The sequence below is a fragment of the Xanthomonas sp. NCPPB 901 genome (assembly GCF_056725085.1).
The window spans coordinates 1,072,113-1,097,295 of record NZ_CM161511.1; the positions used below are offsets into that span (position 1 = coordinate 1,072,113).

The 25,183-nt window shown below is 70.8% G+C and carries 17 protein-coding genes; 9 read left to right on the forward strand and 8 right to left on the reverse strand.

The features are described 5' to 3' along the window. Positions 1-77 precede the first annotated feature (77 nt). Positions 78-1,355, reverse strand: a complete 1,278-nt coding sequence (locus tag AC1PME_RS04455) for a pyridoxal phosphate-dependent aminotransferase (protein ID WP_254460469.1) — start codon at positions 1,353-1,355, stop codon at positions 78-80. A 334-nt stretch (positions 1,356-1,689) separates the two neighbouring features. On the opposite strand from AC1PME_RS04455, the gene rsgA reads away from it, so the two are divergent. The 3 genes from rsgA (at position 1,690) to AC1PME_RS04470 (ending at position 4,841) form a co-directional block, all read left to right on the forward strand. Next, positions 1,690-2,802, forward strand: coding sequence for a ribosome small subunit-dependent GTPase A (gene rsgA, locus AC1PME_RS04460; protein ID WP_307548759.1), 1,113 nt, complete (start codon positions 1,690-1,692; stop codon positions 2,800-2,802). An 8-nt stretch (positions 2,803-2,810) separates the two neighbouring features. Then, on the forward strand, positions 2,811-4,055 hold the full coding sequence (locus AC1PME_RS04465; RefSeq protein WP_481097434.1) for a flavohemoglobin expression-modulating QEGLA motif protein: 1,245 nt from the start codon (positions 2,811-2,813) through the stop codon (positions 4,053-4,055). 102 nt (positions 4,056-4,157) lie between these two features. Beyond that, on the forward strand, positions 4,158-4,841 hold the full coding sequence (locus AC1PME_RS04470) for a type 1 glutamine amidotransferase domain-containing protein (RefSeq protein ID WP_481097435.1): 684 nt from the start codon (positions 4,158-4,160) through the stop codon (positions 4,839-4,841). A gap of 349 nt (positions 4,842-5,190) precedes the next feature. Here the strand turns inward: AC1PME_RS04470 and AC1PME_RS04475 are convergent, their stop codons facing one another. Next, positions 5,191-7,110 carry an alpha-amylase family glycosyl hydrolase gene (locus tag AC1PME_RS04475; protein ID WP_481097436.1) on the reverse strand — a complete coding sequence of 640 codons (1,920 nt, stop codon included), beginning with the start codon at positions 7,108-7,110 and terminating at the stop codon, positions 5,191-5,193. A gap of 47 nt (positions 7,111-7,157) precedes the next feature. Next, positions 7,158-9,614, reverse strand: a complete 2,457-nt coding sequence (locus AC1PME_RS04480) for a TonB-dependent receptor (RefSeq protein ID WP_481097437.1) — start codon at positions 9,612-9,614, stop codon at positions 7,158-7,160. 310 nt (positions 9,615-9,924) lie between these two features. On the opposite strand from AC1PME_RS04480, the gene AC1PME_RS04485 reads away from it, so the two are divergent. Continuing rightward, positions 9,925-11,271: an MFS transporter gene (locus tag AC1PME_RS04485; RefSeq protein ID WP_307552856.1), complete on the forward strand. Its 1,347-nt coding sequence runs from the start codon at positions 9,925-9,927 to the stop codon at positions 11,269-11,271. 670 nt (positions 11,272-11,941) lie between these two features. Here AC1PME_RS04485 and AC1PME_RS04490 read toward each other — a convergent pair. The 4 genes from AC1PME_RS04490 to AC1PME_RS04505 all read right to left on the reverse strand — a co-directional run bounded on the left by AC1PME_RS04490 (position 11,942) and on the right by AC1PME_RS04505 (position 16,747). Further along, positions 11,942-12,973 carry a LacI family DNA-binding transcriptional regulator gene (locus tag AC1PME_RS04490; RefSeq protein ID WP_254460475.1) on the reverse strand — a complete coding sequence of 344 codons (1,032 nt, stop codon included), beginning with the start codon at positions 12,971-12,973 and terminating at the stop codon, positions 11,942-11,944. 276 nt (positions 12,974-13,249) lie between these two features. Beyond that, positions 13,250-13,990: an acetoacetyl-CoA reductase gene (phbB, locus tag AC1PME_RS04495; protein ID WP_160961783.1), complete on the reverse strand. Its 741-nt coding sequence runs from the start codon at positions 13,988-13,990 to the stop codon at positions 13,250-13,252. A 106-nt stretch (positions 13,991-14,096) separates the two neighbouring features. Then, on the reverse strand, positions 14,097-15,422 hold the full coding sequence (locus tag AC1PME_RS04500; RefSeq protein ID WP_481097438.1) for a CitMHS family transporter: 1,326 nt from the start codon (positions 15,420-15,422) through the stop codon (positions 14,097-14,099). 134 nt (positions 15,423-15,556) lie between these two features. Further along, entirely contained in the window at positions 15,557-16,747 is a 1,191-nt protein-coding gene (locus tag AC1PME_RS04505; protein ID WP_481097439.1) for an OprO/OprP family phosphate-selective porin, read from the reverse strand. Between the two features lie 228 nt (positions 16,748-16,975). On the opposite strand from AC1PME_RS04505, the gene AC1PME_RS04510 reads away from it, so the two are divergent. Genes AC1PME_RS04510 through AC1PME_RS04520 form a run of 3 tightly spaced genes read left to right on the forward strand, consistent with a single transcriptional unit; the run spans position 16,976 to position 20,134 of the window. Beyond that, positions 16,976-17,677, forward strand: a complete 702-nt coding sequence (locus AC1PME_RS04510; protein WP_481097440.1) for a response regulator — start codon at positions 16,976-16,978, stop codon at positions 17,675-17,677. Continuing rightward, entirely contained in the window at positions 17,670-19,058 is a 1,389-nt protein-coding gene (locus tag AC1PME_RS04515) for a sensor histidine kinase (RefSeq protein WP_254460479.1), read from the forward strand. The genes AC1PME_RS04510 and AC1PME_RS04515 overlap by 8 nt, the downstream gene beginning before the upstream one ends. After that, positions 19,055-20,134 carry an ABC transporter substrate-binding protein gene (locus AC1PME_RS04520; protein ID WP_307548779.1) on the forward strand — a complete coding sequence of 360 codons (1,080 nt, stop codon included), beginning with the start codon at positions 19,055-19,057 and terminating at the stop codon, positions 20,132-20,134. The genes AC1PME_RS04515 and AC1PME_RS04520 overlap by 4 nt, the downstream gene beginning before the upstream one ends. 16 nt (positions 20,135-20,150) lie before the next feature. On the opposite strand, the gene AC1PME_RS04525 is transcribed toward AC1PME_RS04520, so the two are convergent. Next, on the reverse strand, positions 20,151-23,285 hold the full coding sequence (locus AC1PME_RS04525; protein WP_481097441.1) for a two-component regulator propeller domain-containing protein: 3,135 nt from the start codon (positions 23,283-23,285) through the stop codon (positions 20,151-20,153). Positions 23,286-23,577: 292 nt separating this feature from the next. On the opposite strand from AC1PME_RS04525, the gene AC1PME_RS04530 reads away from it, so the two are divergent. Together AC1PME_RS04530 and AC1PME_RS04535 are read left to right on the forward strand one after the other, a co-directional pair. Beyond that, on the forward strand, positions 23,578-24,216 hold the full coding sequence (locus tag AC1PME_RS04530; RefSeq protein WP_048490880.1) for a LuxR C-terminal-related transcriptional regulator: 639 nt from the start codon (positions 23,578-23,580) through the stop codon (positions 24,214-24,216). A 95-nt stretch (positions 24,217-24,311) separates the two neighbouring features. Then, positions 24,312-24,662, forward strand: a complete 351-nt coding sequence (locus tag AC1PME_RS04535) for a DUF5713 family protein (protein WP_481097442.1) — start codon at positions 24,312-24,314, stop codon at positions 24,660-24,662. Positions 24,663-25,183: the final 521 nt, after the last annotated feature.

A 25,183-nucleotide genomic window follows, 5' to 3' on the forward strand; every position in this document is an offset into this window, starting at 1 on the left:
ACGTGGCCGCTCATGCGCTCAGCCGCGCCGACCGGCACGCTTTGCCCATTCCCGATTCCCGATTCCCCATTCCCGATTCACCGCCCCACAGCCGCCCGCGGCTTCAGCGGCACCACCTTGGTGGCGTCCTCGGCGCGGCGCGCCAGCACCCGGTCGATGCGCGCGAACACCTCGCGCATCGTCGCCGCTTCCGGCAGCAGGGTGACGCGGAAATGGTGCCGGTAGGGCACGTTGAAGCTGGAGCCGGGCACCACCAGTACGCCTTCCTGTTCCATCAGCTCCAGGGCGAAGGCGTGGTCGTCGAACCCGCGCGCGGCGGCGCCGACCACCGCCGGGAACGCATACAGCGCGCCGGCCGGCTGCACCAGCGACAGGTGCTCGCTGGCCGCGCAGGCCTCGATCACCGCGCGGCGGGTCTCGTACAGGCGGCCGCCGGGCGCGCACAGCGGCGAGATCGTGTCCGGGCCGTTGACCGCGGCATCGATCGCGAACTGGCCGGGCACGTTGGCGCACAGCCGCAGCGCGCCGAGCAGGTCCATGGCGTTGCGGAAATCGCCGACGCGCTCGGCGTCGCCGGACAGCAGCGCCCAGCCCACGCGCCAGCCGCAGGCGCGGTGCACCTTGCTCAGGCCGCCGAAGCTGATGCACGGATGCGCGCCGGCCAGCGGGGCAACGGACACGAACGCCGCGTCGTCGTACAGCACCTGGTCGTAGATTTCATCGACCATCAGCAGCAGGTTGTGCTTGACCGCGATGGCCACGATCTTCTCCAGCAGCGCGCGCGAGTAGCTGGCGCCGCTGGGGTTGTTCGGGTTGATCAGCACGATGGCACGGGTGCGCGAGGACACCAGCGTCTCGATCTCCACCGGGTCGGGCTGGAAGCCGTTCTCCGGCGCGCAGCGGTAGTACACCGGGCGGCCGTCGTTGAGGATGGTGGCGGCCGACCACAGCGGATAGTCCGGCGACGGCACCAGCACCTCGTCGCCCGGGTTGAGCAGCGCGCGCAGCGACAGGTCGATCAGCTCGCTGACGCCGTTGCCGACGAAGATGCGGTCCGGGTGCGCGTCCGGATGCTGGCGCCGGGCGTAGGCCGCGGCGATCGCCTCGCGCGCCTCCGGCAGGCCCTGCTGGTGGGTGTAGGGATCGGTGCGGCCCATGTCGTCGGCGATCGCGCGCTGCAGATGTTCCGGGGCACGGAAGCCGAACGCGCCGGGATTGCCGATGTTGAGCTTGATCAGCTTGCGCCCCTGGGCCTCCAACTCGCGGGCTCGCCGTGCCAGTTCGCCGCGGATCTCGTAGCGGACTTCGGACAGGCGTTCGCGGATCGCGAGCGGCTTGATCGGCAGGGTGGGCATCGCATTGGCCGGTGGGGGCGTGGGAGTTGCATGGTAGCGGAAATGTGACATGGCGGCCGGCCGGGGGCGGCGCCGCGGCGCGACCGTCTACGGCGGCGGGCCTCGGCCCCGGGGCGCGGCCCGCTGATGGCATCCGCTGGCCGCGGCGCCGCTGCGGCGCCGCTGGGGCGGCGTGGGCTGGCGCCGCTTCCGACGACTCCGTGGGAAACCACCCGGTGGCGCGCCGTCGCCGCCGCGGCTGGCCCGTCTGCGCCGCGTCGCGCGGCCGGTGCGTGTCTCCACGTGGCCGCCTCCCGCTCACCTCGGCGCCTGGCACACCCTCTAGAATTCGCCCATGACCTCTTCCCCGATCGACTTCGACGCGCTGCGCCCCATCGGCTGGCCCTGGCCCGGACTGCCCGAGGAGCCGGCCTGGCGCGCCTTGTTCGACGCGCATCCGCAGGCGCGGCCGGCGCGGGTGGTGGAGCAGCACCGCACCGGCTACGTGGTCGCCGATGCGGTGGACACCGGGTTCAAGGTCGAATCGCTGCCGGACTGGCAGCGCCCGCGCTTTCCCAGCCACGAACGCGCCGCGGTCGGCGACTGGGTGCTGCTGGAGGACACGCGCATCGTCGCGTTGCTGCCGCGGCGCACCGCGATCAAGCGCGGCGCCGCCGGCGAGCACTATCACCAGCAGGTGATCGCGGCCAACATCGACACGGTGTTCATCGTCTGCGGTCTGGATGCGGACTTCAATCCGCGCCGGATCGAGCGCTATCTGCTGCTGGTGGGCGGCGGCGGTGCGGCGCCGGTGGTGGTGCTGACCAAGGCCGACCTCACCGAGTACGCCGACGACGCGCTGGCGGTGCTGGAAGAACTGGCGGCGCAATCGATCCCGCTGCTGACCGTCAACGCGCGGCAGGCCGACAGCGTCGCCGCGCTGCGGCCGTGGCTGGGGCCGGGGCAGACCGCGGTGCTGGTCGGCTCGTCCGGCGCCGGCAAGTCCACCCTCACCAACACCTTGCTGGGCGTGCAGAAGATGCGCACCGCGGCGGTACGCGCCACCGACTCGCGCGGCCGCCACACCACCACCCACCGCGCACTGTTGCCGCTGCCGTCCGGCGCCTGCCTGATCGACACCCCCGGCATGCGCGAACTCAAGCCCACCGGCGAGGAAGACCTGGCCGAGGGCGCCTTCGCCGACATCGAGGCGCTGGCCGCGCAGTGCCGCTTCAACGACTGCGCGCACCTGGCCGAACCGGGCTGTGCGGTGCAGGCGGCGATCGAACGCGGCGAGATCGAGGCCGCGCGCCTGGCCAACTACCTGAAGTTGCGCGAGGAAGTGGCCGGCGCGGCCGGCAAGCTGGCGCAGCGCCAGGCGCAGAACGCGGCCGCCGGCCGCAGCGGCAAGCCCGGTGGCGGCAAGCCGGGCGGCAAGCGCCCGCCGCCGCGCAACAGCCGCCGCTGACGCCGGCCGTGGCCAAGCGCGCGTTGTCGGCCGAGATTCGCCATCACGCCGCGCTCGATGCGCGGCTGGTCAAGGCGGTGCGCGGCATCCGCCTGCTGGCGCTGGCCAGCTGGCCGGTGGCGCTGCAGGCGCCGTTCCTGGAGAGCGTGGCGCGCGGGCAGCCGCAGCTGCCGCAGGTGCACTACCCCAAGCTGGATTTCGCCGACACCCGCCGTGAGCTGGCGGCGATCGCCCACGCCGCCGACCCGGCGCATCCGCTCGGCGCCTACCTGCAGGCCTCGGTGCACAGCTGGGACCTGGCCGCCGCCCTGCTCGAAGCGCTCGGCACGCCGGCGGTGGGGACTTACTCGGCGCAGTTGTTCGGGGTGCCGGACGATCCGATGCCCGGCCACGGCCCCACCACCCGCGAGGCCGCCGGCCATTTCATCCGCATCGCCCAGGAACTGGACCGCGAACTGTTCTCGGCCGAGGAACAGGTGCCGGTCTCGGCCACCGCCTTGCGCCTGCTGCTGCAGCGCGACCTGGACGAGTTCTTCGGCGCGCGGGTCATCACGGTGGAGCTGGATCCGGACCTGCTGGCCAAGGCCGCCGCCGGCGCGCAGCGCATCCGCCTGCGTTCCGGCGCGCACTTCAGCGACTACGACCGCGCGCAGCTGTTCCACCACGAGGCGCTAGTGCATTCGCTGACCGCGCTCAACGGCCGGCAACAGGCGCAGTTGCCGAGCCTGGCCCTGTCCTCGCCGCGCACCACCGCCACCCAGGAAGGCCTGGCGACCTTCGCCGAGCAGATCACCGGCAGCATCGACATCGCGCGGATGAAGCGGATCAGCCTGCGCATCGAGGCGATCGCGCTGGCCCGCGACGGTGCCGACTTCATCGAGGTGTTCCGCTATTTCGACGCGGCCGGGCAGGCGCCGGCGGAGAGTTTCTCCTCGGCGCAGCGCGTGTTCCGCGGCGTGCCGACCACCGGCGGCACCGCCTTCACCAAGGACACCGTGTACCTGCGCGGGCTGGTCTCGGTGCACACCTTCTTCCGCCAGGCGCTGCAGCGCGATCGCCTGCCGCTGTGCCGCTGGCTGTTCGCCGGCAAGATGGCGCTGGAAGACGTGGCCGCATTCGCGCCGCTGTTCGAAGCCGGGGTGCTGGCGCCGCCGCGCTGGCTGCCGACGTGGGTGGCGCGCGCCAGCGGCCTGGCCGGGATGCTGGCGTTCTCGTTGTTCGCCAACCGCATCCGCATGGACCAGGTGGACTGAACGGGACCACGCCGCGCTCACCCGTCGCGAATGCGCGGCTGCCGATACTGCGGCGCCCGGCCATGCCTCCGCATGGCCGCTTCCCCTCACGAGGAGTTCCGCATGAAGATCCTGATGGTGCTGACGTCGCACGACCGCCTCGGCGACACCGGCCACAAGACCGGCTTCTGGCTGGAAGAATTCGCCGCGCCGTACTACACGTTCCAGGACGCCGGCGCCACGCTGACCCTGGCCTCGCCCAAGGGCGGGCAGCCGCCGCTGGACCCGAAGAGCGATGCGCCGGACGCGCAGACCGAGGCGACCCGTCGCTTCAAGGACGACTCGGCGGCGCAGCAGCAACTGGCGAACACGCAGGCGCTGGCGTCGGTGCGCATGGACGACTACGACGCGCTGTTCTATCCGGGTGGCCATGGCCCGCTGTGGGACCTGGCCGAGGATCGCGATTCCATCGCCCTGATCGAAGCGTTCGCGCGCGCCGGCAAGCCGATCGGCTTCGTCTGCCATGCGCCGGGCGTGCTGCGCCGGGTGACCGCGGCCGACGGCGCGCCCCTGGTCAAGGGCCGCCGCGTCACTGGCTTCACCAACAGCGAGGAGGCCGCGGTGGGCCTGACCGAGGTGGTGCCGTTCCTGGTCGAGGACGAACTGAAGCGCCTGGGTGGCCAGTACAGCAAGGTCGCCGACTGGGGCGTGCACGTGGTCGAGGATGGTCGCCTGGTGACCGGACAGAATCCGGCCTCGTCCGAAGCCGCGGCCGAGGCGTTGCTGGGGTTGCTGCGCCGGAAATGAGCACGTCCCGATCGCGATGATGGCAAGGCGACCGCCGTCTCGGTACGAGAGGGCGTCGTTTTCTGGCGGGGTGCTGGTGCAGCGGTTGATGCGCACCTTTGGTAACCGCTTTTGTAGCGCCCCGCTGGACCCAATTTCGCTCTGCCTTCCGTAGGAGTGGCTTCAGCCGCGACAGGCTTTCCCATTGACGCTGGTCGCGGCTGAAGCCGCTCCTGCGATGCACACATGCGCCGCCGCGTGCCAGGCAGGCAGCGCCGTGTGGGAGGGACTTCAGTCCCGAGTGCAGACACGCAGAAGCGTGCGCGGGTATGCAGCAGCGGCGCGCACAGGCGCCGCTGCTGTTATCGACTCAGCCGCGCCGCCACCAGCGCAGGCCGTACGCGGGCAGGATGCCGTTCCAGTTCGACAGTGCTGCCGGATCGCTGCCGCCGTCGGCGATGGCCTGCCAGTCGCCGTCGCCCAGCGCCGCGGCGACATCCACCGCGATCGGCTGCGCGCTGAAGTTGTAGACCGCCACGAACGCCTCGCCGCGGGCCAGGCCGAGCAGGGCGGGGTTGCCCAGCGGCACCGCGCGCAGCGGCTGGTCGGCGGCCAGCGCCGCGGTCGCCGAACGTGCGGCGATCAGTCCGCGCAGGCGGGCGTAGACCTGGCCGGGCAGGCTGTCGCCATCGTGGCGCTGCGCGGCGCGCGTCCAGTCCATGGCCGGGCGGTGCAGCCAGCGGCCTTCGTGGCGGCGCAGCGGGTCGTGGCGATAGTCCTCGTCGTTGCCCAGGGCCAGTTCGTCGCCCATGTACAGCAGCGGGATGCCCGGCATCGCCAGCGCCACCGCGTACAGCAGCAGCAGGCGGCGCACGCCCAGTTCCAGCGCGTCGGCATCGCCGGCGGCCAGCGCCGCGGCGATGCCGGTCAGTGCGGCGCTCATGCCGTTGCTGCCGTGCACGCCGTCGCCGCTGCTCTGGAACGCTTCGCCGCGCGCGTAGCTGTCGGCGGTGCGGCCGGCATAGAACTGCGCGGTGCGGGCCAGCGCGAACGGGGCCACGCCGTCGCCGCCGGCGGCTTCGCGCTGCAGCACGTTCCAGCCGATGTCGTCGTGGCAGCGCACGTAGCTGAGCCAGCCGCAGGCCGGCGTCAGCGCGGGCGTCCGCGCGATCGCCGCCTGCACGATGTCGCCGCGCTGCTCGGCCAGCGCCACCCAGCCGGCCGCCATCAGCGTGCTGTGGTAGGCCAGGTGGCATTCGTGGCCGCGGGCGGCGCCGGTGCCGAAGTAGGGCGGCAATTGCGCCATCGGCACGATCGCCTCGGCCTTCAACAGCACCGCCGGGGCCAGGATGTCGGTGAGCGCGCGCAGCGCCTGCAGGATGGTGTGCGCCTCCGGCTGGTTCATGCAGTCGGTGCCCGGGCGTTTCCACAGGTAGGCGGTGGAATCCAGGCGGAACACTTCCACGCCCAGGTTGGCCAGGTGCAGCAGCGCCAGCGCCATCTCGCCGAATACCGCCGGATTGCTCCAGTCCAGGTCCCACTGGTAGGGATAGAACGTGGTCCACAGCCAGGCGTCGGTCTCCTCCACCCAGGTGAAGTTGCCGGGCGCGGTGTGCGGGAACACCTGCCCCAGGGTGCGTTCGTAGGCGTCCGGCGCGCTGCGGTCGGGGAAGTGGTGGTAGTAGTCCAGGTGGCGCGTATCGCCACGCTTGGCCGCCAGCGCCCACGGGTGGTCGTCGGCGGTGTGGTTGAGCACGAAGTCGGCGCACAGGCTGATCCCGGCCTCGCGCAGGCGTGCGGTCAGCGCCGCCAGGTCGGCGGTATCGCCGAGCCGCGGTTCGACCTGGCCGTAGTCGCTGACCGCGAAGCCGCCGTCGTTGTCGCCGTCGCGCGCACGCAGGAACGGCAGCAGGTGCAGGTAGCGCACGCCCAGTTCCTGCAGGTACGGCACGCGTTCGCCGACGCCGCGCAGGGTGCCGGCGAAGCGGTCGACGTAGGCGCTGTAGCCGAGCATCGTCGGCGTGGCGAACCAGTCGGGCGCGCGCTCGGCATCGAGCTGGCGCAGTGCCGGCGGCCGCGCGTTGGCCGCGGCGGCCAGCTGCGTCAGCCACTGCGGCAGCCATTGCGCGAACGCCGGATGCGCGCCGTACAGCGCGTGCAATGGCGTCAGCAGGCGTTCGCCATGGCGCTGCAGGCGCGGCAGCAGTGCGTCGGCGGTGTCCGGGTACAGATGCGCCTGCCACAGGGTGCGGGCGAGCGAGGACAGTGCGGAAGGAGCGGGTGCGGTCATGGGGGGCTTGGCCGCGCCCCGGGCGGGGCGCGGATGTGCGGTCCTCGTCAGAAGTCGTAGCGCAGGCTGATGCTGGAGGTGCGGCCCGGGATCGAGCGCGCGCGGATCACGCCGGAGGGCGCGTCGGCGATCGACGCTTCCTCCGCTTCGGTCAGGCCGAAGGTGTTGAACAGGTTGTTGACGTTGAGCGAGACCGTCAGCGCATCGGTGATGCGGTAGTCGCCGAACAGGTTGACCTGGGTGTAGCCGGGCATCTTCAGCTGGTTGCTGTCCTGGGTATAGGCCGAGCTGGTGCCGATCGCGTTGACCCCGACCTGGTAGCGCTCGCCGCGGTAGCTCGGCGTCAGCTGCCAGACGAAGCGGGCCTGGCGGCGCGGGGTGTTGCCGGCGTTGGCCGGGGTGATCTGGTCCTTGTCGATGGTGGCGTCGGTCCAGGTCAGCCCGCCGTTGAGGTTGAAGCCGCCGGCGCGGTACGCCGCTTCCAGCTCCAGGCCGTGCGCCTTGTAGGTGCGGTCGAAGAAGCGCTGGGTGGTGGCCTCGTAGTTCTGCTCCTGGGTGCGTGCGGCGAAGGCGGTGGCGAACAGGCTCAGGCCGCCGCTGCGCCACTTCAGGCCGCCTTCCAGTTGCTTGACCACGTTCACCGCCTCGTTGGAGGACACCGAGCCGTCGTCGCGGACCACGCCGAACAGCAGGCGGTCGGCATTGGCGCGCGCGCCGCGGCTGTAGCGCGCGAACGCGGCCAGGTCGTCGGTGAGCATGTAATTGCCGCCGAACGAATACGACAGGTAGTTCCAGTCGTAGCGCACCGGCTTGGGGTTGCCGTAGTCGATGGTCGCCACGCTGCGCTCCGGCGCCTCGATCACGCCGTCTCCGTTCACATCGACGTTGCTGGCCAGCAGGCCGCCGGCGGTGGTGCCGCGCGCGCGGCCCATGTCGTAGCGCAGGCTGCCGTCCAGGCTCAGCGGACCCTGGTCCCAGCTCAGCGCCAGGTACGGCGCGTTGATGTCGTAGCGCACGTCGTAGTGGCGGGTGATGTCCAAGCCCCAGTACGGCACGCCGTAGGCGTACAGGCCGTCCTGCGAGCGCAGGCTGCCGTCGGCGGCGACCACGTCCAGCAGCCGCGGGCGGTGCGCCAGCGACTGCACGTAGGAGTTCCAGGTCCAGTCCACGTCGATGGTCTGCCGCGAGGTGTACCAGCCGGCCTTGAGGTTGAGGTTGCCGCCGTCGCTGTTGGCGAAGCCGCGGGCCAGGCTGAGGTCGTTGACCGCGTTGCCCAGGTCGTTGAGGTGCACGTTGAACAGATGCGTGCGCAGCGCCAGCCCGGTGTAGGCCTGGCCGGCGTTCGGACCGTCGACGTAGCGCAGGCTGGCGCCGGCGCCGCCGATGCTGGCGGCCAGCGCGGCGGCGTCGGCGACCTGCGCCGGGAACGGCGAGACGAAGCGGCCGGAGGTGTCGGCGATGCGGAACTTGTCGGTCAGGGTCCAGCCGCCGATCTCGAACTGCGCTTCGGCGCCGAACGCGCGCGACAGCGGATGCATGCCGTCGCTCAGTTCCACGCGCGAGGGCTTATTGCCACCATCGAGGGTGGCGCTGCTGCGGAAGTACGGGCTGTACAGCGTGTCGGTGCCCGGGTCGAAGCCGTCGATGCTGCCGAAGTGCGGCGCGCCGTCGCTGCCGCTGACCCGGGTCGGCACCGGCAGGTAACCGGCGGCGCGGTCGTTGAGGTACTTGGCGTAGACGCGTACGTAGCCGTTGTCGAACAGCCGGGTCAGGTTGGCCTTGAGCTGGCCGCCCTTGTCGGTGGTGTAGCCGGCGTCGCGCACGCCATCGCCACGGCGATAGAAGCCGCCGACGTTGAACTGCCAGTGCTCGGCGAACGGCGCGCCGTAGTCGAAGTCCAGGCGGGTGTTGTCGTAGCCGCCCAGGCCGCGGGTGAGGCCGACGCTGCCGCCGGCGGTGTCGCCGGTCTTGCTGATGAAGTTGATGATGCCGCCGGGCGAATTGCTGGCGAAGGTGGAGGCCGAGCCGCCGCGGATCGCCTCGATGCGCTCCAGGCTGTAGTCCGCGCGCACGAAGATATCGGCGTTGCCGAAGGCGATGTCGCCGAACTCCAGCACCGGCAGGCCGTCTTCCTGCAACTGCAGGAACTTGGCGCCGCCGGAGGCGACCGGCAGGCCGCGCACGGCGATGTTGGCGTTGCCTTCGCCGCCGCTGGATTCGGAGCGGATGCCGGGGATGTTGCGGAAGATCTCGGCGGTGCTGCGCGGCGCCGACTGTTCGATCGCCTCGGCGCCGACGGTGCTGACCGCGACGCTGGACTTCAGTTTGCTCTTGGGCGTGGCGGTGCCGGTGACGAACACCGAATCCAGGCTGGTCACATCGCGCTTGGCCGCAGCTGCGTCGGCGGTGGTGGGCGTGGCCTGCTGCGCGAAGGCGGCAGGCGCGGACAGCGCTGCGGCGACGGCCAGGGCCAGAGTCTGCAGGCGGATCGAAGGGTGGTGCATCGCTGTCTCTCCCAAAGCGAATGGTGTGCGGTAGGTGGTGCGGTGGCCGCCGCGCGCCTGCGCCGGAGCCGGCACGGCGCGCCGCGGACGATCGGTGCGGCGGCCTAGAGATACGGCTGCGTGCAATCGATTGCAATTTGCAGTGCAGCAAACCCGCCTACGGCGTCTTCGCCTACCTTTGCTGGGAGATCGGCGGGCATTCTGCATGGTGCGGCGCAGCGTTACAAACGATTGCAAACGCCTCCACACTCCGCTCGCCGCGGTGGACGCCCTCCGCGTCCCCGTCCCGTCCAGGCCGATGCCGATGCTCATGCGTTCCGATCGCCCCTTGCTTCCGCTCTCGCGCGTGCTGGCGCTCAACGCCGGGTTCTTCGGCGTGCAGTACAGCTTCGGGCTGCAGCAGAGCAACATGAGTCCGATCTACAACTACCTGGGCGCCGACCACGCCGACCTGCCGTATCTGTGGCTGGCCGGGCCGATCACCGGCTTGGTGCTACAGCCGGTGGTGGGCGCGCTCAGCGACCGCACCGTCACCCGCTGGGGGCGGCGCATGCCGTACATGGTGGTGGGCGCGCTGGTGTGCAGCCTGTGCCTGCTGACCATGCCCTTCAGCGTCGCGTTGTGGATGGCGGTGGCGCTGCTGTGGATGCTGGATGCGGCCAACAACGTGGCGATGGAGCCGTACCGCGCGCTGGTCAGCGACGTGCTGGCGCCGCCGCAGCGACCGCTGGGCTACCTGACCCAGAGCGCGTTCACCGGCCTCGGCCAGACCCTGGCCTACGTCACTCCGCCACTGCTGGTGTGGCTGGGCATGAACCAGGACGCGGCCAACGCCCACCACATTCCCTACGTCACCATCGCCGCGTTCGCGATCGGTGCGGGCTTTTCCGCCGCGTCGATCCTGCTCACCGCGCGCAGCGTGCGCGAGCCGGCATTGCCGCCGGAGGCGCTGCAGCGATTGCGCGGGGCCGCCGCCGGGCCGCTGGCGACGTTGCGCGAGATCGTCGACGCGGTGCGGCAGATGCCGCCGACCATGCGCCAGATGGCGCCGGTGATGCTGTTCCAGTGGTATGCGATGTTCTGCTACTGGCAGTACATCGTGCTGTCGCTGTCGACCACCCTGTTCGGCACCACCGTGGCCGACTCGCATGGCTTCCGCGAGGCCGGTCTGGTCAACGGGCAGATCGGCGGTTTCTACAACTTCGTCGCGTTCCTGGCCGCCTTCGCGATGGTGCCCGTGGCGCGCCGCTTCGGCCCCAAGGCCACCCACGCCGCCTGCCTGGTCGCCGCCGGCATCGGCATGTACGTGCTGCCGTCGATTCACGACCGCTGGCTGTTGCTGCTGCCGATGATCGGCATCGGCCTGGCCTGGGCCAGCATGATGGGCAATCCCTACCTGATGCTGGCCAATAGCATCCCGCCCGAACGCACCGGCGTGTACATGGGCCTGTTCAACCTGTTCATCGTGCTGCCGATGCTGATCCAGATCGTGACCCTGCCGCTGTACTACGACAGTCTGCTGCAGAGCGACCCGCGCAACGTGATCCGCCTGGCCGGCGGGTTGATGCTGGCGGCGGCGGTGGCGATGCTGTTGGTGAAGGGCCGGGAATGGGGAACGGGGAATGGGGAATCGGAAAAGCGCGGCGCCGCGCGCTGAGACGCCGTGCGCTAACCGATCTCTACCTCAAAAATTTGCGCGTAATCCCTTGTGAGGGTACGCAACTCGAATGCAGCGGTCTCCGCCAACCAAAACACTGCCAGCACGCGACCAACGCTTTTCCGATTCCCCATTCCCGACTCCCCACTCCCCGCCTTCAATGCGCGTTGATGCTGGCGGCGGCGATGCTGTTGGTGAAGGGCAGGGAATGGGGAACGGGGAATAGGGAATCGGAAAAGCGTGGCGCCGCGCGCTGAGACGCCGGGCGCTAACCGATCTCCACCTCAAAAATTGCGCGTAATCCCTTGCGAGGGCGCGCAATTCGAATGCAGCGGCCTCCGCCAGCTAAAACACTGCCAGCACGCGACCAACGCTTTTCCGATTCCCCATTCCCGACTCCCCACTCCCCGCCTTCAAGGCGCGTTGATGCTGGCGGCGGCGATGCTGTTGGTGAAGGGCCGGGAATGGGGAACGGGGAATAGGGAATCGGAAAAGCGTGGCGCCGCGCGCTGAGACGCCGTGCGCTAACCGATCTCCACCTCAAAAATTTGCGCGTAATCCCTTGTGAGGGTACGCAACTCGAATGCAGCGGTCTCCGCCAGCCAAAACACTGCCAGCACGCGACCAACGCTTTTCCGATTCCCCATTCCCAATTCCCCACTCCCAGCCTTCAAGCCGACTCCCGCACCACCAGACTCACCGGCATCTCCACCGACTCCACCGGTGTGCCGGCGATCAGGCTCAGCACACCGTCCACCAGCAGGGTGGCGGCATGGGCCAGGTCCTGGCGCACGGTGGTCAGCGGCGGTTGGCTGTAGGCGGCCAGGGGGATGTCGTCGAAGCCGACCAGGGCGATGTCCTGCGGGACGCGGTGGCCGGCCTCGATCAGGGCGCGGATCGCGCCCAGTGCGATCACGTCGGAGGCGGCGAACACCGCATCCGGCGGGTCGGTCTTCTTCAGCATCGCGCGGGTCAGGCGGTAGGCGTCCTCGCTGAGGAAGTGGCTGCGTGCGTGCAGCCGCGTATCGAACGCCAGGCCGTGCGCGTCGAGCATGCGTCGGTAGCCGGCGAAGCGCGGCGCCACTTCGGGCAATTGCTCGTCGCCGAGGAAGGCGATGCGCCGGCGGCCGTGTTCGATCAGGTGCGCGGTGGCCAGTTCGCCGCCGCGCAGGTTGTCGCTGCCCACGCTCGCATAGGCCTGGCCATCGATGCGGCTGCCCCACACCAGCATCGGCAGGCCGCCGCGCGCGGCGGCGTCGAGCGCGGCGTGTTCGTGGCTCTGGCCGAGCATGATGACGCCGTCGGCGCGGCTGCTGCGCGCCAGGTCCTCGACCCAGTGGTCCTGGTGCTGGTCCAGCTTGGACAGCAGCATGCTGTAGCCGCGCGCGGTCAGCGCGTCGGCGAGCAGCGCCAGCATGGTCATCATGAACGGGTCCGACAGCGGCTGCTCGTGCGCGTGCATCAGCGGCACCGCCACGCAGACGATGTTGGAGCGGCGCGAGCGCAGGCTGCGCGCGACCGGGTCGACCCGGTAGCCGGCCTCGAGGGCGAGTTGCTTGATATAGGCGCGGGTGCGCTCGGCGACCACCGGATTGTCGGCCAGGGCGCGCGACACCGTGGATTCGGACACGCCGGCCATGCGCGCGATGTCGGCCATCTGCAGGCGCGCGCCGGGTGCGGCGGGTTCGGGTTTGTCGGACATGTGGAGAAGACACGCGACCAGCGAAGCGGAATCGGCAGTGTATGCCAGCCGGGTCGCGCGGCGCTTTGCACGCCGCGGCCGCATCGTCGCCATGGGGCCGCGGCGCGTCCCGCGCGTGGGCGCCGCTACGCCGCGCAGGCCAGATCCAGGCGGTGGGCCGCGCCTGTGCGGCGCGCAGGCGTGTCACCGTGGCTGGCGCCCGTCCATGTCATGGCGCTTGCCTGCCACGCGCACGTGCGACCGCGGCGCGCACAGCGCGAGAGGCGAGGGCATGCCCTAGGCCATGTGCAGGCCGCCGTTGACCGCGTAGTCGGCACCGGTGACGTAGGCGGCCTCGTCGGAGGCCAGCCAGGCGCACAGCGCGGCCACTTCCTCGGGCTTGCCGAGCCGGCGCAGCGGTACCGAACTGGCCAGGCGGTCGAGCACGTCGGGCGGGAAGCCGCTGATCGCCGCGCTGGCGATGTAGCCGGGCGACACCGTGTTGACGGTGACCCCGCGCGAGGCCACTTCCTGCGCCAGCGCGCGGCTGAAGCCCTGCATCGCCGCCTTGGCGGTGGCGTAGTTGATCTGCCCGATCTGGCCCTTCTGCGCGCTGACCGCGCCGATGTTGACGATGCGGCCCCAACCGCGCGTGGTCATGCCGTCCACCACCTGCTTGGTGATGTTGAACAGCGCGTGCAGGTTGCTGGCGATCACCGCCTGCCAGTCCTCGCGGCCCATCTGCCGGAACAGCATGTCGCGGCTGCCGCCGGCATTGTTGACCAGCACGTCGATCTCGCCGACCTCGGCCTTGACCTTGGCGAACGCGGCCACGGTGGAATCCCAGTCGGTGGCGTTGCCCTCGGAGGCGATGAAGTCGAAACCCAGCTCGCGCTGCTCGCGCAGCCATGCCGACTTGCGCGGCGAATCGGGACCGCAGCCGGCGACCACGGTATGGCCGTTGCGCGCCAGCTTCTGGCAGATCGCGGTGCCGATGCTGCCCATGCCGCTGGTGACGTAGGCGATTCTTAGGGTCATGGAGAACTCCTTCGGAGTTGGGAATCGGGAATGGGGAATCGGGAATGTTGGGAAGCGAGGCCGCTGTTGCGATTCCCGATTCCCGATTCCCCATTCCCGGCAGCGCTCAAGCCGCCAGCGGATACAGCGCGAAGAGGAGGCTGCCAGCCATCAGCACCAACGACACCAACACCGCCCACTTCAGCGTGAAGCGCTGGTGGTCGGCGAAGTCGACCTTGGCCAGGCCGACCAGCAGGTAGGTGGACGGCACCAGCGGGCTGAGCAGGTGCACCGGTTGCCCGGCCAGCGAGGCGCGGGCCATCTCCACCGGGGTGATGCCGTAGTGGCTGGCGGCGTCGGACAGGATCGGCAGCACGCCGAAGTAGAAGGCGTCGTTGGACATGAAGAAGGTGAAGGGCATGCTGGCCAGTGCGGTGATCACCGCCAGGTACGGCCCCCAGGCATCGGGGATCACCGCCAGGAAGCTGCGCGACATCGCCTCGACCATGCCGGTGTTGGACAGGATGCCGGTGAACACGCCGGCGGCGAAGATCAGCGACACCACCGACAGCACGTTGCCGGCATGGTTGACCAGGCGGCGGCGCTGCTCGGCCAGGTTCGGGTAGTTGATCAGCAGCGCCAGCGCGAAGCCGACCATGAACAGCACCGGCATCGGCAGCACGCCGATCACCAGCGCCGCCATCAGCGCCAGGGTCAGCGCCAGGTTCACCCACAGCAGCCGCGGCCGCTTGATGTCCTCGGCGTCCTCCACGGTGGGCAGCGCCTCGCCGTCGTCGGCCACGCTGCTATCCAGCCAGGCATCGCCGGGCAGCGCGACCACGCCGAGGCGGCGCCGCTCCTTCATGCCCAGGTACCAGGCCAGCAGCAGGATGCCGGCGATCGCCAGCGCCATCGCCGGCACCAGCGGCACGAACACGTCGGCCGGGTCCACGTGCAGCGCGGTGGCGGCGCGTGCGGTCGGCCCGCCCCACGGGGTCAGGTTCATCACCCCGCCGGCGAGGATGGTCACGCAGGTCATGTTCAACGCGTTCATGCCCAGCCGGCGGTACAGCGGCAGCATCGCCGAGACGGTGATCATGTAGGTGGTGGAGCCGTCGCCGTCGAGCGAGATCAGCAGCGCCAGCACCGCGGTGCCGACCACGATCTTCATCGGGTCGCCCTTGACCAGGCGCAGGATGCGCCGCACCAGCGGATCGAACAGGCCGGCGTCGATCATCACCCCGAAGTACAGGATCGCGAACATCAGCATGACGCCGGTCGGCGCGATCTTCTTGATCCCCTCGAGCATCATCTCGTTGATGCCGGTACCGAAACCACCGGCCAGCGCGAACACGATCGGCACGATGATCAGCGCGACCAGCGGCGACAGCCGCTTGCTCATGATCAGGTACATGAAGGTAATGACCATTCCGAAACCGAGCGCGGTCAGCATGGAAGTTCCTCAGGGTGGTGCATGAAAGAAGGCGGATCCCGCAGCGGAGATCCGAAAATCGAAAGCCGACCAGACGTCACATCACGCGATCCCGCCGTGGCGAATCGCCAATCCCCATTCCCCATTCCCGGCACTCAGAAGTCATATTGAAAGCGCCCGGTGATCGCCCGCGTGTGGTCCAGCGTCACGCCGGTCAGGTGGTCGCGGTTGCGGCTGTCGATCAGGTCGAGCATCAGCCGCAGGTTCGGCTTGAGGTACCAGTTGCCGGCCAGCGTCCACGAGGCGGTGGAGGCGTCGAGCAGATCCGGCTGTCCGTCGCGGTGCTGTTCGCCCCACATGCGGTCGTAGCGCAGCGCCAGTTCGAACGCGCCGTAGCGGTGGTTGACCTGCTTGATGCGGGTGAAGCGCCCGGTCTTGCGGTCGTAGCGGCGCGATTCGCCGGTGGCGAACCAGCTGACGAAGCCGTACGCCGCCAGCACGTCGGCGCGCTGCGCGCCGTCGTCGAACACACCGCCGCTGAACTCGCCCTGCCACGACAGCGGTCCGCGCACCTGCGCGTATTCCAGCGACCACTTGTCCACGTCGGTGTCGCGGCCGTCGGCGAAGCGTGCCAGGGTGATGCGGCTGTCGTCGGACAGGTGCCCGGCCGGGCGCGGGCGGATGCTCAGCGCCGGCGCGCCGCCGGCGCCGGGATGGTCGTAGTGCTCGTGCGCCAGCGACAGGCCCAGGTGCAGCACGTCGCCATCGCGCGCGCCCGGCGCCCAGGTGCCGCGACCGCCGAACGCATGCCCGCGGACGTTGGAGACGTCGATGCTCTGCAGGCTGTAGACGCTGGCTGCCCAGGTGTAGTCGGTGCCTGCGGCCTGCCACGACACCGCCTTGCGGTACAGCGGCGCCAGCGTAGTGGCCGCGCCGCTGCGCTCCAGGAACTGGCCGAAGTTGGAGCCGGTGCGGTCGTCGAGCGTGAAGTACTGCTTGAACTGGCCCACGGTCAGGATGCCGGCGCCGAACGTGCGGGTCAGGTACACGTCCTTGGCCTCGATGCCCTTGCCGTTGAAATCGTCCTGCAGCCCGGCGAAGTCGCCCTCGACCTTGTAGCCGAAGCCGAACACCTTGCCGGACACGTCCAGCCACAGGCGGCGGATCTCGGTGTCGTCGGGATTGGGCGTGCCGCGGCGGTCGTTGTCGAAGTGGGCGAAATCCCAGTGCAGGCGGCCACCGAGTTCGGCGGTCACCGGGCCGTCGTCGTCGGTGGCGGCACGCGCCGATCCGGCCAGGCACAGCAACGCGCAGGCGCTGCCCAATGTCAGAGTCTTCAGTTCCACGTCCCCTCCCAGGTGCGTGTCGCAGCGATTGGATCGGCCCGGCAGCACCCGCCGCGGACCGGCATGGGCGCAGCCTAGTTGGGCGTAGCTGTCATTGACCTGTCGGGGGGCGGGAATGGGGAATCGGGAGTGGGGAATCGAAAAAGCACGTTCCCGGATGCGCTAGGCTTCTGCTGTTGCTGTTGCTGTTGCCATTCCCCATTCCCGATTCCCGATTCCCAGCCCCCAATGCGCCTGCTCCTGGTAGAAGACAACGCCGATCTCGCCGATGCGATCGTGCGGCGCATGCGTCGCAGCGGGCACGCGGTGGATTGGCAGCGCGATGGGCTGAGCGCGGCGGGGGTGCTGCGCTACCAGCGCTTCGATCTGGTGGTGCTGGATATCGGCCTGCCGGGGCTGGACGGCTTGCGCGTGCTGGCCGGACTGCGCGAGCGCGGCGACACCACGCCGGTGCTGATGCTGACCGCGCGCGACGGCATCGAGGACCGGGTGCAGGCGCTGGACGTGGGCGCCGACGATTACCTGGGCAAGCCGTTCGATTTCCGCGAGTTCGAGGCGCGCTGCCGGGTATTGCTGCGGCGCAACCGCGGCCAGGCCAGCGAGGTGGTGCAGCTCGGCGGCTTCGCCTTCGACAACGCCGCGCACAGCGTCAGCCTGGACGGCGCGCCGATCGACTTGCCCAACCGCGAGTACCGCCTGCTGGAGATTCTGATCGGCCGGCTCGGCCAGGTGGTGGGCAAGGACGAGATCGGCAACGGGCTGTTCGGCTTCGACGACGAGGCCGGGCCGAACGCGATCGAGCTGTACGTCGGCCGCTTGCGCAAGAAGCTGGCCGACGCGCCGCTGCGCATCGTCACCGTGCGCGGCGTCGGCTACAAGCTGGAGGCGGCCGCGACGCCGCCGGATCCGGCGGCGGACGGCGATGGCTGAGGCCGCTGCGCCGGCGCCGTCGATCCGGCGCACGCTGCTGCGCTACCTGGGCGCGCTGTCGCTGCTCGGCGCGGTGGCGCTGTTCTTCGTGGCGCGCGATTACGGCCAACGCGCCGCCAACCGCTCCTACGACCACCTGCTGGTGTCCTCGGCGCTGTCCATCGTCGATTCGGTGGCGCTGGCCGGCGGCCAATGGCAGGTGGACCTGCCGTACGCGGCGCTGGACCTGCTGGCGATGGCGCCGGAGGACCGGGTGTTCTACCGCGTGTTCGACGCGCGCGGGCGCACCATCACCGGCTACGACGACCTGCCGGCGGCACCGTCGCTGCCGCGTGCCAGCGCACCGCCGCGCCTGTTCGACGCGGTCTACAGCGGCGAGCCGGTGCGCTTTGCGGTGGTGTCGCGGCGGGTGTCCTCGGCGGCGGCGCAGGATCAGGTGTGGGTGCAGGTCGGCCAGACCCGTCGCGCCCGCGAGGCGTTGGCGCAGGACGTGGTGCTGCACGCGCTGGTCGCGATCGGGCTGCTGTCGTTGCTGGCGCTGGCCCTGGTGTGGCTGGGCGTGTCGCGCGCGCTGCGGCCGTTGCGCACGCTCGAACGCGAGCTGTCGCGGCGCGAACCGTCCGAACTCAAGCCGGTGGCGGCGACCGCGCCGCAGGAAATGCAGCAGATGGTGGCGGCGCTGAACCGCTTCATGGCGCGCCTGGCCGGCAGCAACGAGACCCTGCGCGCGTTCATGGCCGAGGCCGCGCACCAGATGCGCACGCCGCTGGCGGCGCTGCGCGCGCAGGCGCAACTGGCGCTGGACGAGGACGATCCGCACGAGATGCGCCGCAGCCTGGAAGCGATCGAGCGCAATGCCACGCACATGAGCCGCCTGCTCAACCAGTTGCTCAGCGACGCCAGCGTGATCCATCGTTCGAACCTGCAGCGCTATGCCAGCGTCGACCTGGCCGAGGTGCTGCACCAGGCGCTGCACGAGGCCGTGCCGCAGGCCGCGCCGCGGCCGCGCGTGCAGCTGGCCATCGCCAGCGAACCGGCGCTGGTGCGCGGCGATGCGCTGCTGTTGCGCGAAGCGATCAAGAACCTGATCGACAACGCCTGCAAGTACGGCGGCGACGGCGCGCTGCAGGTGGCGCTGACCTGCAGCGCGCGCGACTGCGTGGTGACCGTGGCCGACCACGGCCCGGGCATCGCCGCGGCCGAGGCCGAGCGCGTGTTCGAGCGCTTCGTGCGCGGCGAGGGCGCGGCCGCCGGCGGCGCCGGGCTGGGCCTGGCGATCGTCAAGCGCGTGGTCGAAGCGCATGGCGGGCGTATCGACCTGTCCAACCGCGTGGGCGGCGGCCTGATCGCCAGCCTGCACCTGCCGAGGTTGCATCCATGAGCCTGTCCGCGCTGCTGCGCCGCCTGCCGCTGCTGACCGTGCTGCTCGCCGGCACCGCGCTGGCCGCGCCCGGCGACGTGCGCCGCTTCCCGGCACAGGGCGCCGCCACCGCGCAGTTGTGCATCCAGGGGTCGACCGACATCGAGGTGTTCGCCGCGGTGATCGGCGACTACCAGCGCCTGCATCCGCACACCGAGGTGGTGTACCAGGACGCGATCGCCTGGGACATCTACCAACGCTATCTGCAGCCGGGCCCGGGTCCGCGCTGCGCCGATCTGCTGATCAGCGCCAGCATGGACCTGCAGACCAAGCTGGTGAACGACGGCCATGCGCTGGCGCACCGCTCGCCGCAGACCGAGGCGCTGCCGGCGTGGGCGCAATGGCGCCACGAACTGTTCGGTATCAGCTACGAGCCGGTGGCGATCGTCTACAACACCGCGCGGCTGCCGGCCGCGCAGGTCCCGCGTACCCGCCGCCGGCTGCTGGAACTGCTGCGCGCGCCGGGCCTGCCGCTGCGCGGGCGCATCGGCACCTACGACGTGGAGCGCAGCGGCGTGGGCTACCTGTTCGCGACCCAGGACAGCCAGCTCGGCAGCATGGCCGGGGCGCTGCTGGCGGCGATGGGCGACAACCACGTGGTGCTGGAGGAACGTACTGGCGTGCTGCTGGACAAGGTCGCGCGCGGCGAGCTGCTGTTGGCCTACAACGTGCTGGGCTCGTACGCGCAGGCGCGCATCGATGCCGGCGCGCCGCTGGCGATCGTGCAGCCGGAGGACTACACCCTGGTCGCGCTGCGCACCGCGGTGATCCCGCGCGACAGCCCGCATGCGGCCGAGGCGCGGCGTTTCCTGGACTATCTGCTGTCGCCGCGCGGGCAGCAGGTGCTGTCGCGCGAGGCGCGGCTGCAGCCGATCCTGGCGCAGCCGGGCAGGGCGGCGCCGGGTGGGCCGGCCGCCGCCGCGGCGTTCCGCCCGATCGCGCTGGGGCCGGGGCTGCTGGTGTACCTGGATGCGCTGAAGCGGCGCCAGTTCCTCGACGCCTGGCGCAGCAGCATGCAGCAGGCGCCGCCGCGCTGAGCCGCGCTGGCGGCGCTCAGCGCGCGAAGCGCGGCTGGCGCCCGGGCGAACACAGCACGCGCACGCTGTCGCCCAGCGCCTCCGGCGCGCCGCCGGCCAGCAGCGCGTGCAGGCGCGGCCGGTCCGGGGCCGCGCCCGGCGCCAGTCCGACCCAGGTGTCCTTGCCGGCGCCCTTGGCGGCGTAGAGACAGCGGTCGGCCAGGCCCACGCTCTGTTCCCAGTCACCCAGCGCCGGCCACGCGGCCACGAACGGCCATGGCGCGAAACCGATCGAGCAGGTCAGCGTCAGGTCGCGCTCGGCCTGGGCGAAGCGCTGCGTCGCCACCGCCGCGCGCAGGCCTTCGGCCAGGGCGCTGGCGGCGTCCTCGTGCGGCAGGCGGGTGACCAGCAGGAACTCCTCGCCGCCCCAGCGCACCAGCAGGTCGCGGTCGCCGCACAGCCGGCGCAGGCGCGCGGCGCAGTGCACCAGCGCCGCGTCGCCGGCCTGGTGGCCGTAGTCGTCGTTGATGCGCTTGAAGTTGTCCACGTCGATCATGAAGAAGTACAGCGCATCGGCGCTGCGGCCCTCGTCCAGCGCGGCCAGCAGGGCCGGGCACTCGCGCGCCAGCCAGTCCTGCAGTTCGCGGCGGTTGGCGACCTGGGTCAGCGGATCCAGGCGCGTGGCCGCCTGCAGCCGCGCATTGCTCTGCAGCAACTGCTGGTTGGCGCGCTCGAGCTGGCGGGTGCGCTCGGCCACGGTCAGGTTCAGCAGTTCCACCATGTCGCGCTCGCGGTTGACCGTGCGCCGCACCCGGTGCAGCGCCAGGCCGAGCAGCGCCAGGCCCAGCACCACGTAGCCGGCGTAGGCCAGCGGATGCCGCCAGGGCGGTGGCGGCACCTCGATCTGCAGCCGTCGCGCAGCGCCGAACTGGCCGTCGCGGCCGGCCGCTTCCACCACCAGGGTGTAGCGGTCCGGCGGCAGGTGGCTGACCGAGAAGTCGCTGTGCGCGGTCTGCGGGTACACCCAGCCCTTCTGCAGTCCCTCGACGCGGTAGCGCAGGCGCGCGGTGCCCGGGGCGGCGAAGTCGATCGCGGTCATGCCGATGGTGAACACGTTGTCGCGATGGTCCAGGGCGATGCGCTGCGCGTAGACCACGTCGCTCTCGGTCTGGTTCTCGCCGCCGTCGCGGTCCTCGCCGGCATTGAGGATGCGCAGGTCGGTGAGTACCGCGCGCGCCTGCGGGCTACGCAGCGGCAGGCGCGTGGGGTCGATCACATCCACGCCCTGGGTGCCGCCGAAATACAGCAGCCCGTGCGCGTCGCGGTAGCCGCGGCCGCTGTTGTACTCCTGGTTCTGCAGGCCGTCGCGGCGGCCCAGGCTCTGCACGATGCGGGTGCGTGGATCGAACACGCTCAGGCCATTGTTGGTGCTCAGCCACAGCCGCCCCTGCGGATCCGGCAGGATGGTGTAGATGACGTTGCTGCTGAGCCCCTCGCGGTCGCTGTAGCGCAGCGCCACGTCGTGCTTGAGGTCGATGCGGTACAGCCCGCCGGAGAAGGTGCCGACCCACAGCACGCCGTCGTGTGCGTACAGCGACCACACCGAGGCGTACAGGGCGTGGCCGCGCGGGCGGTACGGCTCGGCGGGGCGGCCGCTGCGCATGCGCCACAGGCCGCAGTCGTTGCAGCCGATCCACAGCGTGTCGTCGCTGTCGCGGTAGACCCGGGTCAGGGTGTGTCCGTTCAGTGGCGCCCAGCGCGGATCGTTGCGCACGCGTCCGCCGACCACGCGGGTCAGGCCGCGGCGGGTGGCCACCCACAGCGTGTCGCCTTCCAGCAGCAGATCGTTGATGTGCTCGTCGGCCAGCCCGCTCAGGCGCCGTAGCGCGCCGTTCCGGTCCAGGCGCCACAGGCCCTGGCGCGTGCCCAGCCACCAGCCATCGCGGTCGGCGGCGATGCTGCGGATCGCCTGGCTGCTCAGTCCGGGCACCAGGCGCCAGGCGGCACGGCTGCCGTCGCGCAGCAACAGGCCCTGATCGGTGCCGATCAGCATGCGCTCGCCGTCGCGCCAGATGCTGCGCACGCTGCTGCTGGGCCAGTCGTGGGTGTCGCCGACGCGCTCCTCGTCGTTGCGGATCACCGCCGACAACGGGCGCACCCGGTACAGCCCGGCGGTGTAGGTGCCGATCCACCAGGTGCCGTCGGGCGACTGGTAGAAGCGGATGATGGCGCTGTTCGGCGGCATGTCGAAGCTCAGCCGCTGCGGCATATGGCGCGCGCTGTCCAGTTGCGTCACCGTGGCATTGGTGGTGCCGACCAGCACGCGGCCATCGTGCAGCCGGATCAGCGCGCTGAGGTCGCTGCCGCCGGTGAGTAGCTGCGCCGGCGTCCAGTGCGCCAGCACCGCGCCGTGCGCATCGAGCTGGAACAGGCCGCCGCGCGCCGAGGCCAGCCACAGCCCTTCCGGCCCGGACTGCAGCCCTACGCATTCGTCGATGCCGCGCGGCGCCGGCAGTTCCTCGCGCGCGTCGCGGCTCAGCCGCCACAGCCGGCATTGCCGGTCCAGCGCCACCGGCTGCGTGCCGTCCGGCATCCAGGTCAGGCCTACCACCGGTGCATCGCCGCCCAGCGCCCGCGCCTGCCGCAGGTCGGCCGCGACCCGGTCCACGCCGCGTTCGGTGCCCAGCCAGGCGCCGCCCTGCGGATCGATCAGGATCTGGGTGATGCGGTTGTGCGACAGGCCCTGCTGCGCGCCGAGGCGGTGGTGTTGCCAGGTCGCCAGCTCGATCACTTCCAGGCCGGCGTCGTTGGTGCCCAGCCACAGGCGGTTGCCGCGCGGCTCGAAGCCGATGCTGTCGATGCTGCTGCTGAGCAGGCTCTGCGGGCTGTCGCCGCCGAGCTCGCGCCGGTAGCTACGGAACAGATGCCCGTCGAAGCGGTTCAGGCCTTCTTGCGTGCCCACCCACAGGAAGCCCTGGTCGTCGCTCTGCAGGGCGTTGACCGACAGTTGCGACAATCCCTCGTCCAGGCCGAAGTGCTCCAGGCTACTGGGCAGGTCGTCGTCGTCGACCGTCACGGCCGCGGACGCGGCCGGGGCCAGCGCGACGCACAGGGTGAGGCAGGACGCGGCCAGTGGCAGGCGGCCCAGCAGGTTGGAGAGCGAGACGATCACGCCGTGTTATCGGCCATGGTGGGTCCAGCCTTGAATGTGTGGCGGGCGGTGGCTTTGCTGCCGGCTGCGCAGCGCGCGCAGTATGCGTCCGGTGCGGAACGTCCTGCGACGTGGCGCGTCCCCGGGCAGGCATGCGCTGCGTCGAGCGTGGCCAGCCGGCGGCCACGCCGCCGCCCGCTGGCATCCCGCATGCTCGGCATCGCCCGGCCCCGCACGTACACTGCGGGTCCTGCGCGCTGTCCGCGCCCACCCGACGAGGCCTCGCGGCCTCGTGCCAGCCGCTTTCACGCCCATGGATGCCCCGACGATCCTGGTCGCCGACGACCACCCGCTGTTCCGTGCCGCCGTGCTGCACGCCTTGCGCCAGGCCTTACCGCGCGCCCTGGTGGTGGAGGCGGCCAGCGCCGCCACCCTGGACGCCGCGCTGGCCGCGCAGGCCGATGCCGACCTGATCCTGCTGGACCTGGCCATGCCCGGCGCGCGCGGCTTCTCGGCCCTGCTGCACGTGCGCGGCGAGCGTCCGGACGTGCCGGTGGTGGTGATCTCTTCCAACGACCACCCGCGGGTGATCCGCCGCGCGCAGCAGTTCGGCGCGGCCGGTTTCATTCCCAAGTCCTCGCCGGCCGAGACCATCGGCATCGCGGTGGCGGCGGTGCTCGACGGGGGCACCTGGTTCCCGCCGCTGACCGCGGCGCGCTCGGAGGCCGACGCGCAACTGGCCGCGCGCCTGGCGCAACTGACCCCGCAGCAGTTCCGGGTGCTGCTGTGCCTGGCCGACGGCCTGCTCAACAAGCAGATCGCCTACGAACTGGGCCTGGCCGAGAACACCGTCAAGGTCCACGTGACCGCGATCCTGAAGAAGCTCGAATGCCACAGCCGCACCCAGGCCGCGGTGCTGGTGAAGGCGCTGGAGCCGGAAGGCGAGGCCTGAACCGGCGCGCGGGCGGGGGGCGTTTTCCGCGGCGCCCGGATACGCGATGCTATGCGCCGATGCCCGCGCCCCCTGCGGGCGGAGACCACCGGACCATGCCCACCACGACCATCCGCAACGAGCAGACCGCCCACTATCCGTTCCTGCAGGAGATGCTGGACGACGACTACTTTCCCCGGTCGCTGGTCGGCAAGGGGCAGAATATCCTGCTGCGGTTGTGCGAGGCGATCGAGGCGCAGGAACCGGCGGACCTGCCGGCGCTGTACCGGCTGACCCATGCCGCCACTGAGGAGTTCAACAAGCTGGCGCTGGAGTTCGAGGCCCACGACAGCGAGATCGAGACCGCCGCGCGCGAGAACATCGGCATGGATTTCCTGCACATCGCCAAGGCCTACGGCTTCGCCGACGCCGACGTCGAAGCACTGATCGCCCCGCGCGAGTGGTGACGCCGGCCCGCTTCTCCCTGCGGGAGAGAGGCTATGGAAGCGCGGCTGCTCCCTTCTCCCCCCGGGAGAAGGTGCCCCGCAGGGGCGGATGAGGGTAGGGCGGCCAGGGATCCTTCGCGGCCTGGGCAGCGGCGGGCTTGGCGCGCCGACCGCGGATGAGGTCTTGCGTGGCGCTGCGCGCCCCGACCCTCACCCCAACCCCTCTCCCGGGGGGAGAGGGGCTAGAGCGCGGCTGTTCCCTTCTCCCCCCGGGAGAAGGTGCCCCGCAGGGGCGGATGAGGGTAGGGCGGCCAGGGATCCTTCGCGGCCTGGGCAGCGGCGGGCTTGGCGTGCCGACCGCGGATGAGGTCTTGCGTGGCGCTGCGCGCCCCGACCCTCACCCCAACCCCTCTCCCGGGGCTAAGGCGCGGCTGTTCCCTTCTCCCCTCGGGAGAAGGTGCCCCGCAGGGGCGGAGGAGGGTACGGCGGCCAGGGATCCTTCGCGACCTTGGCAGCGGCGGGGTTGGCGCGCCAACTGCGGA

Excerpts from the sequence above, each read along its gene's own strand:
- AC1PME_RS04490 (WP_254460475.1), bottom strand. The coding sequence starts at position 12,973 with ATGTCCGACAAACCCGAACCCGCCGCACCCGGCGCGCGCCTGCAGATG.
- AC1PME_RS04535 (WP_481097442.1), top strand. The coding sequence starts at position 24,312 with ATGCCCACCACGACCATCCGCAACGAGCAGACCGCCCACTATCCGTTC.
- AC1PME_RS04520 (WP_307548779.1), top strand. The coding sequence starts at position 19,055 with ATGAGCCTGTCCGCGCTGCTGCGCCGCCTGCCGCTGCTGACCGTGCTG.
- rsgA (WP_307548759.1), top strand. The coding sequence starts at position 1,690 with ATGACCTCTTCCCCGATCGACTTCGACGCGCTGCGCCCCATCGGCTGG.
- AC1PME_RS04510 (WP_481097440.1), top strand. The coding sequence starts at position 16,976 with ATGCGCCTGCTCCTGGTAGAAGACAACGCCGATCTCGCCGATGCGATC.
- AC1PME_RS04475 (WP_481097436.1), bottom strand. The coding sequence starts at position 7,110 with ATGACCGCACCCGCTCCTTCCGCACTGTCCTCGCTCGCCCGCACCCTG.
- AC1PME_RS04480 (WP_481097437.1), bottom strand. The coding sequence starts at position 9,614 with ATGCACCACCCTTCGATCCGCCTGCAGACTCTGGCCCTGGCCGTCGCC.
- phbB (WP_160961783.1), bottom strand. The coding sequence starts at position 13,990 with ATGACCCTAAGAATCGCCTACGTCACCAGCGGCATGGGCAGCATCGGC.
- AC1PME_RS04455 (WP_254460469.1), bottom strand. The coding sequence starts at position 1,355 with ATGCCCACCCTGCCGATCAAGCCGCTCGCGATCCGCGAACGCCTGTCC.
- AC1PME_RS04500 (WP_481097438.1), bottom strand. The coding sequence starts at position 15,422 with ATGCTGACCGCGCTCGGTTTCGGAATGGTCATTACCTTCATGTACCTG.
- AC1PME_RS04515 (WP_254460479.1), top strand. The coding sequence starts at position 17,670 with ATGGCTGAGGCCGCTGCGCCGGCGCCGTCGATCCGGCGCACGCTGCTG.
- AC1PME_RS04485 (WP_307552856.1), top strand. The coding sequence starts at position 9,925 with ATGCGTTCCGATCGCCCCTTGCTTCCGCTCTCGCGCGTGCTGGCGCTC.
- AC1PME_RS04530 (WP_048490880.1), top strand. The coding sequence starts at position 23,578 with ATGGATGCCCCGACGATCCTGGTCGCCGACGACCACCCGCTGTTCCGT.
- AC1PME_RS04470 (WP_481097435.1), top strand. The coding sequence starts at position 4,158 with ATGAAGATCCTGATGGTGCTGACGTCGCACGACCGCCTCGGCGACACC.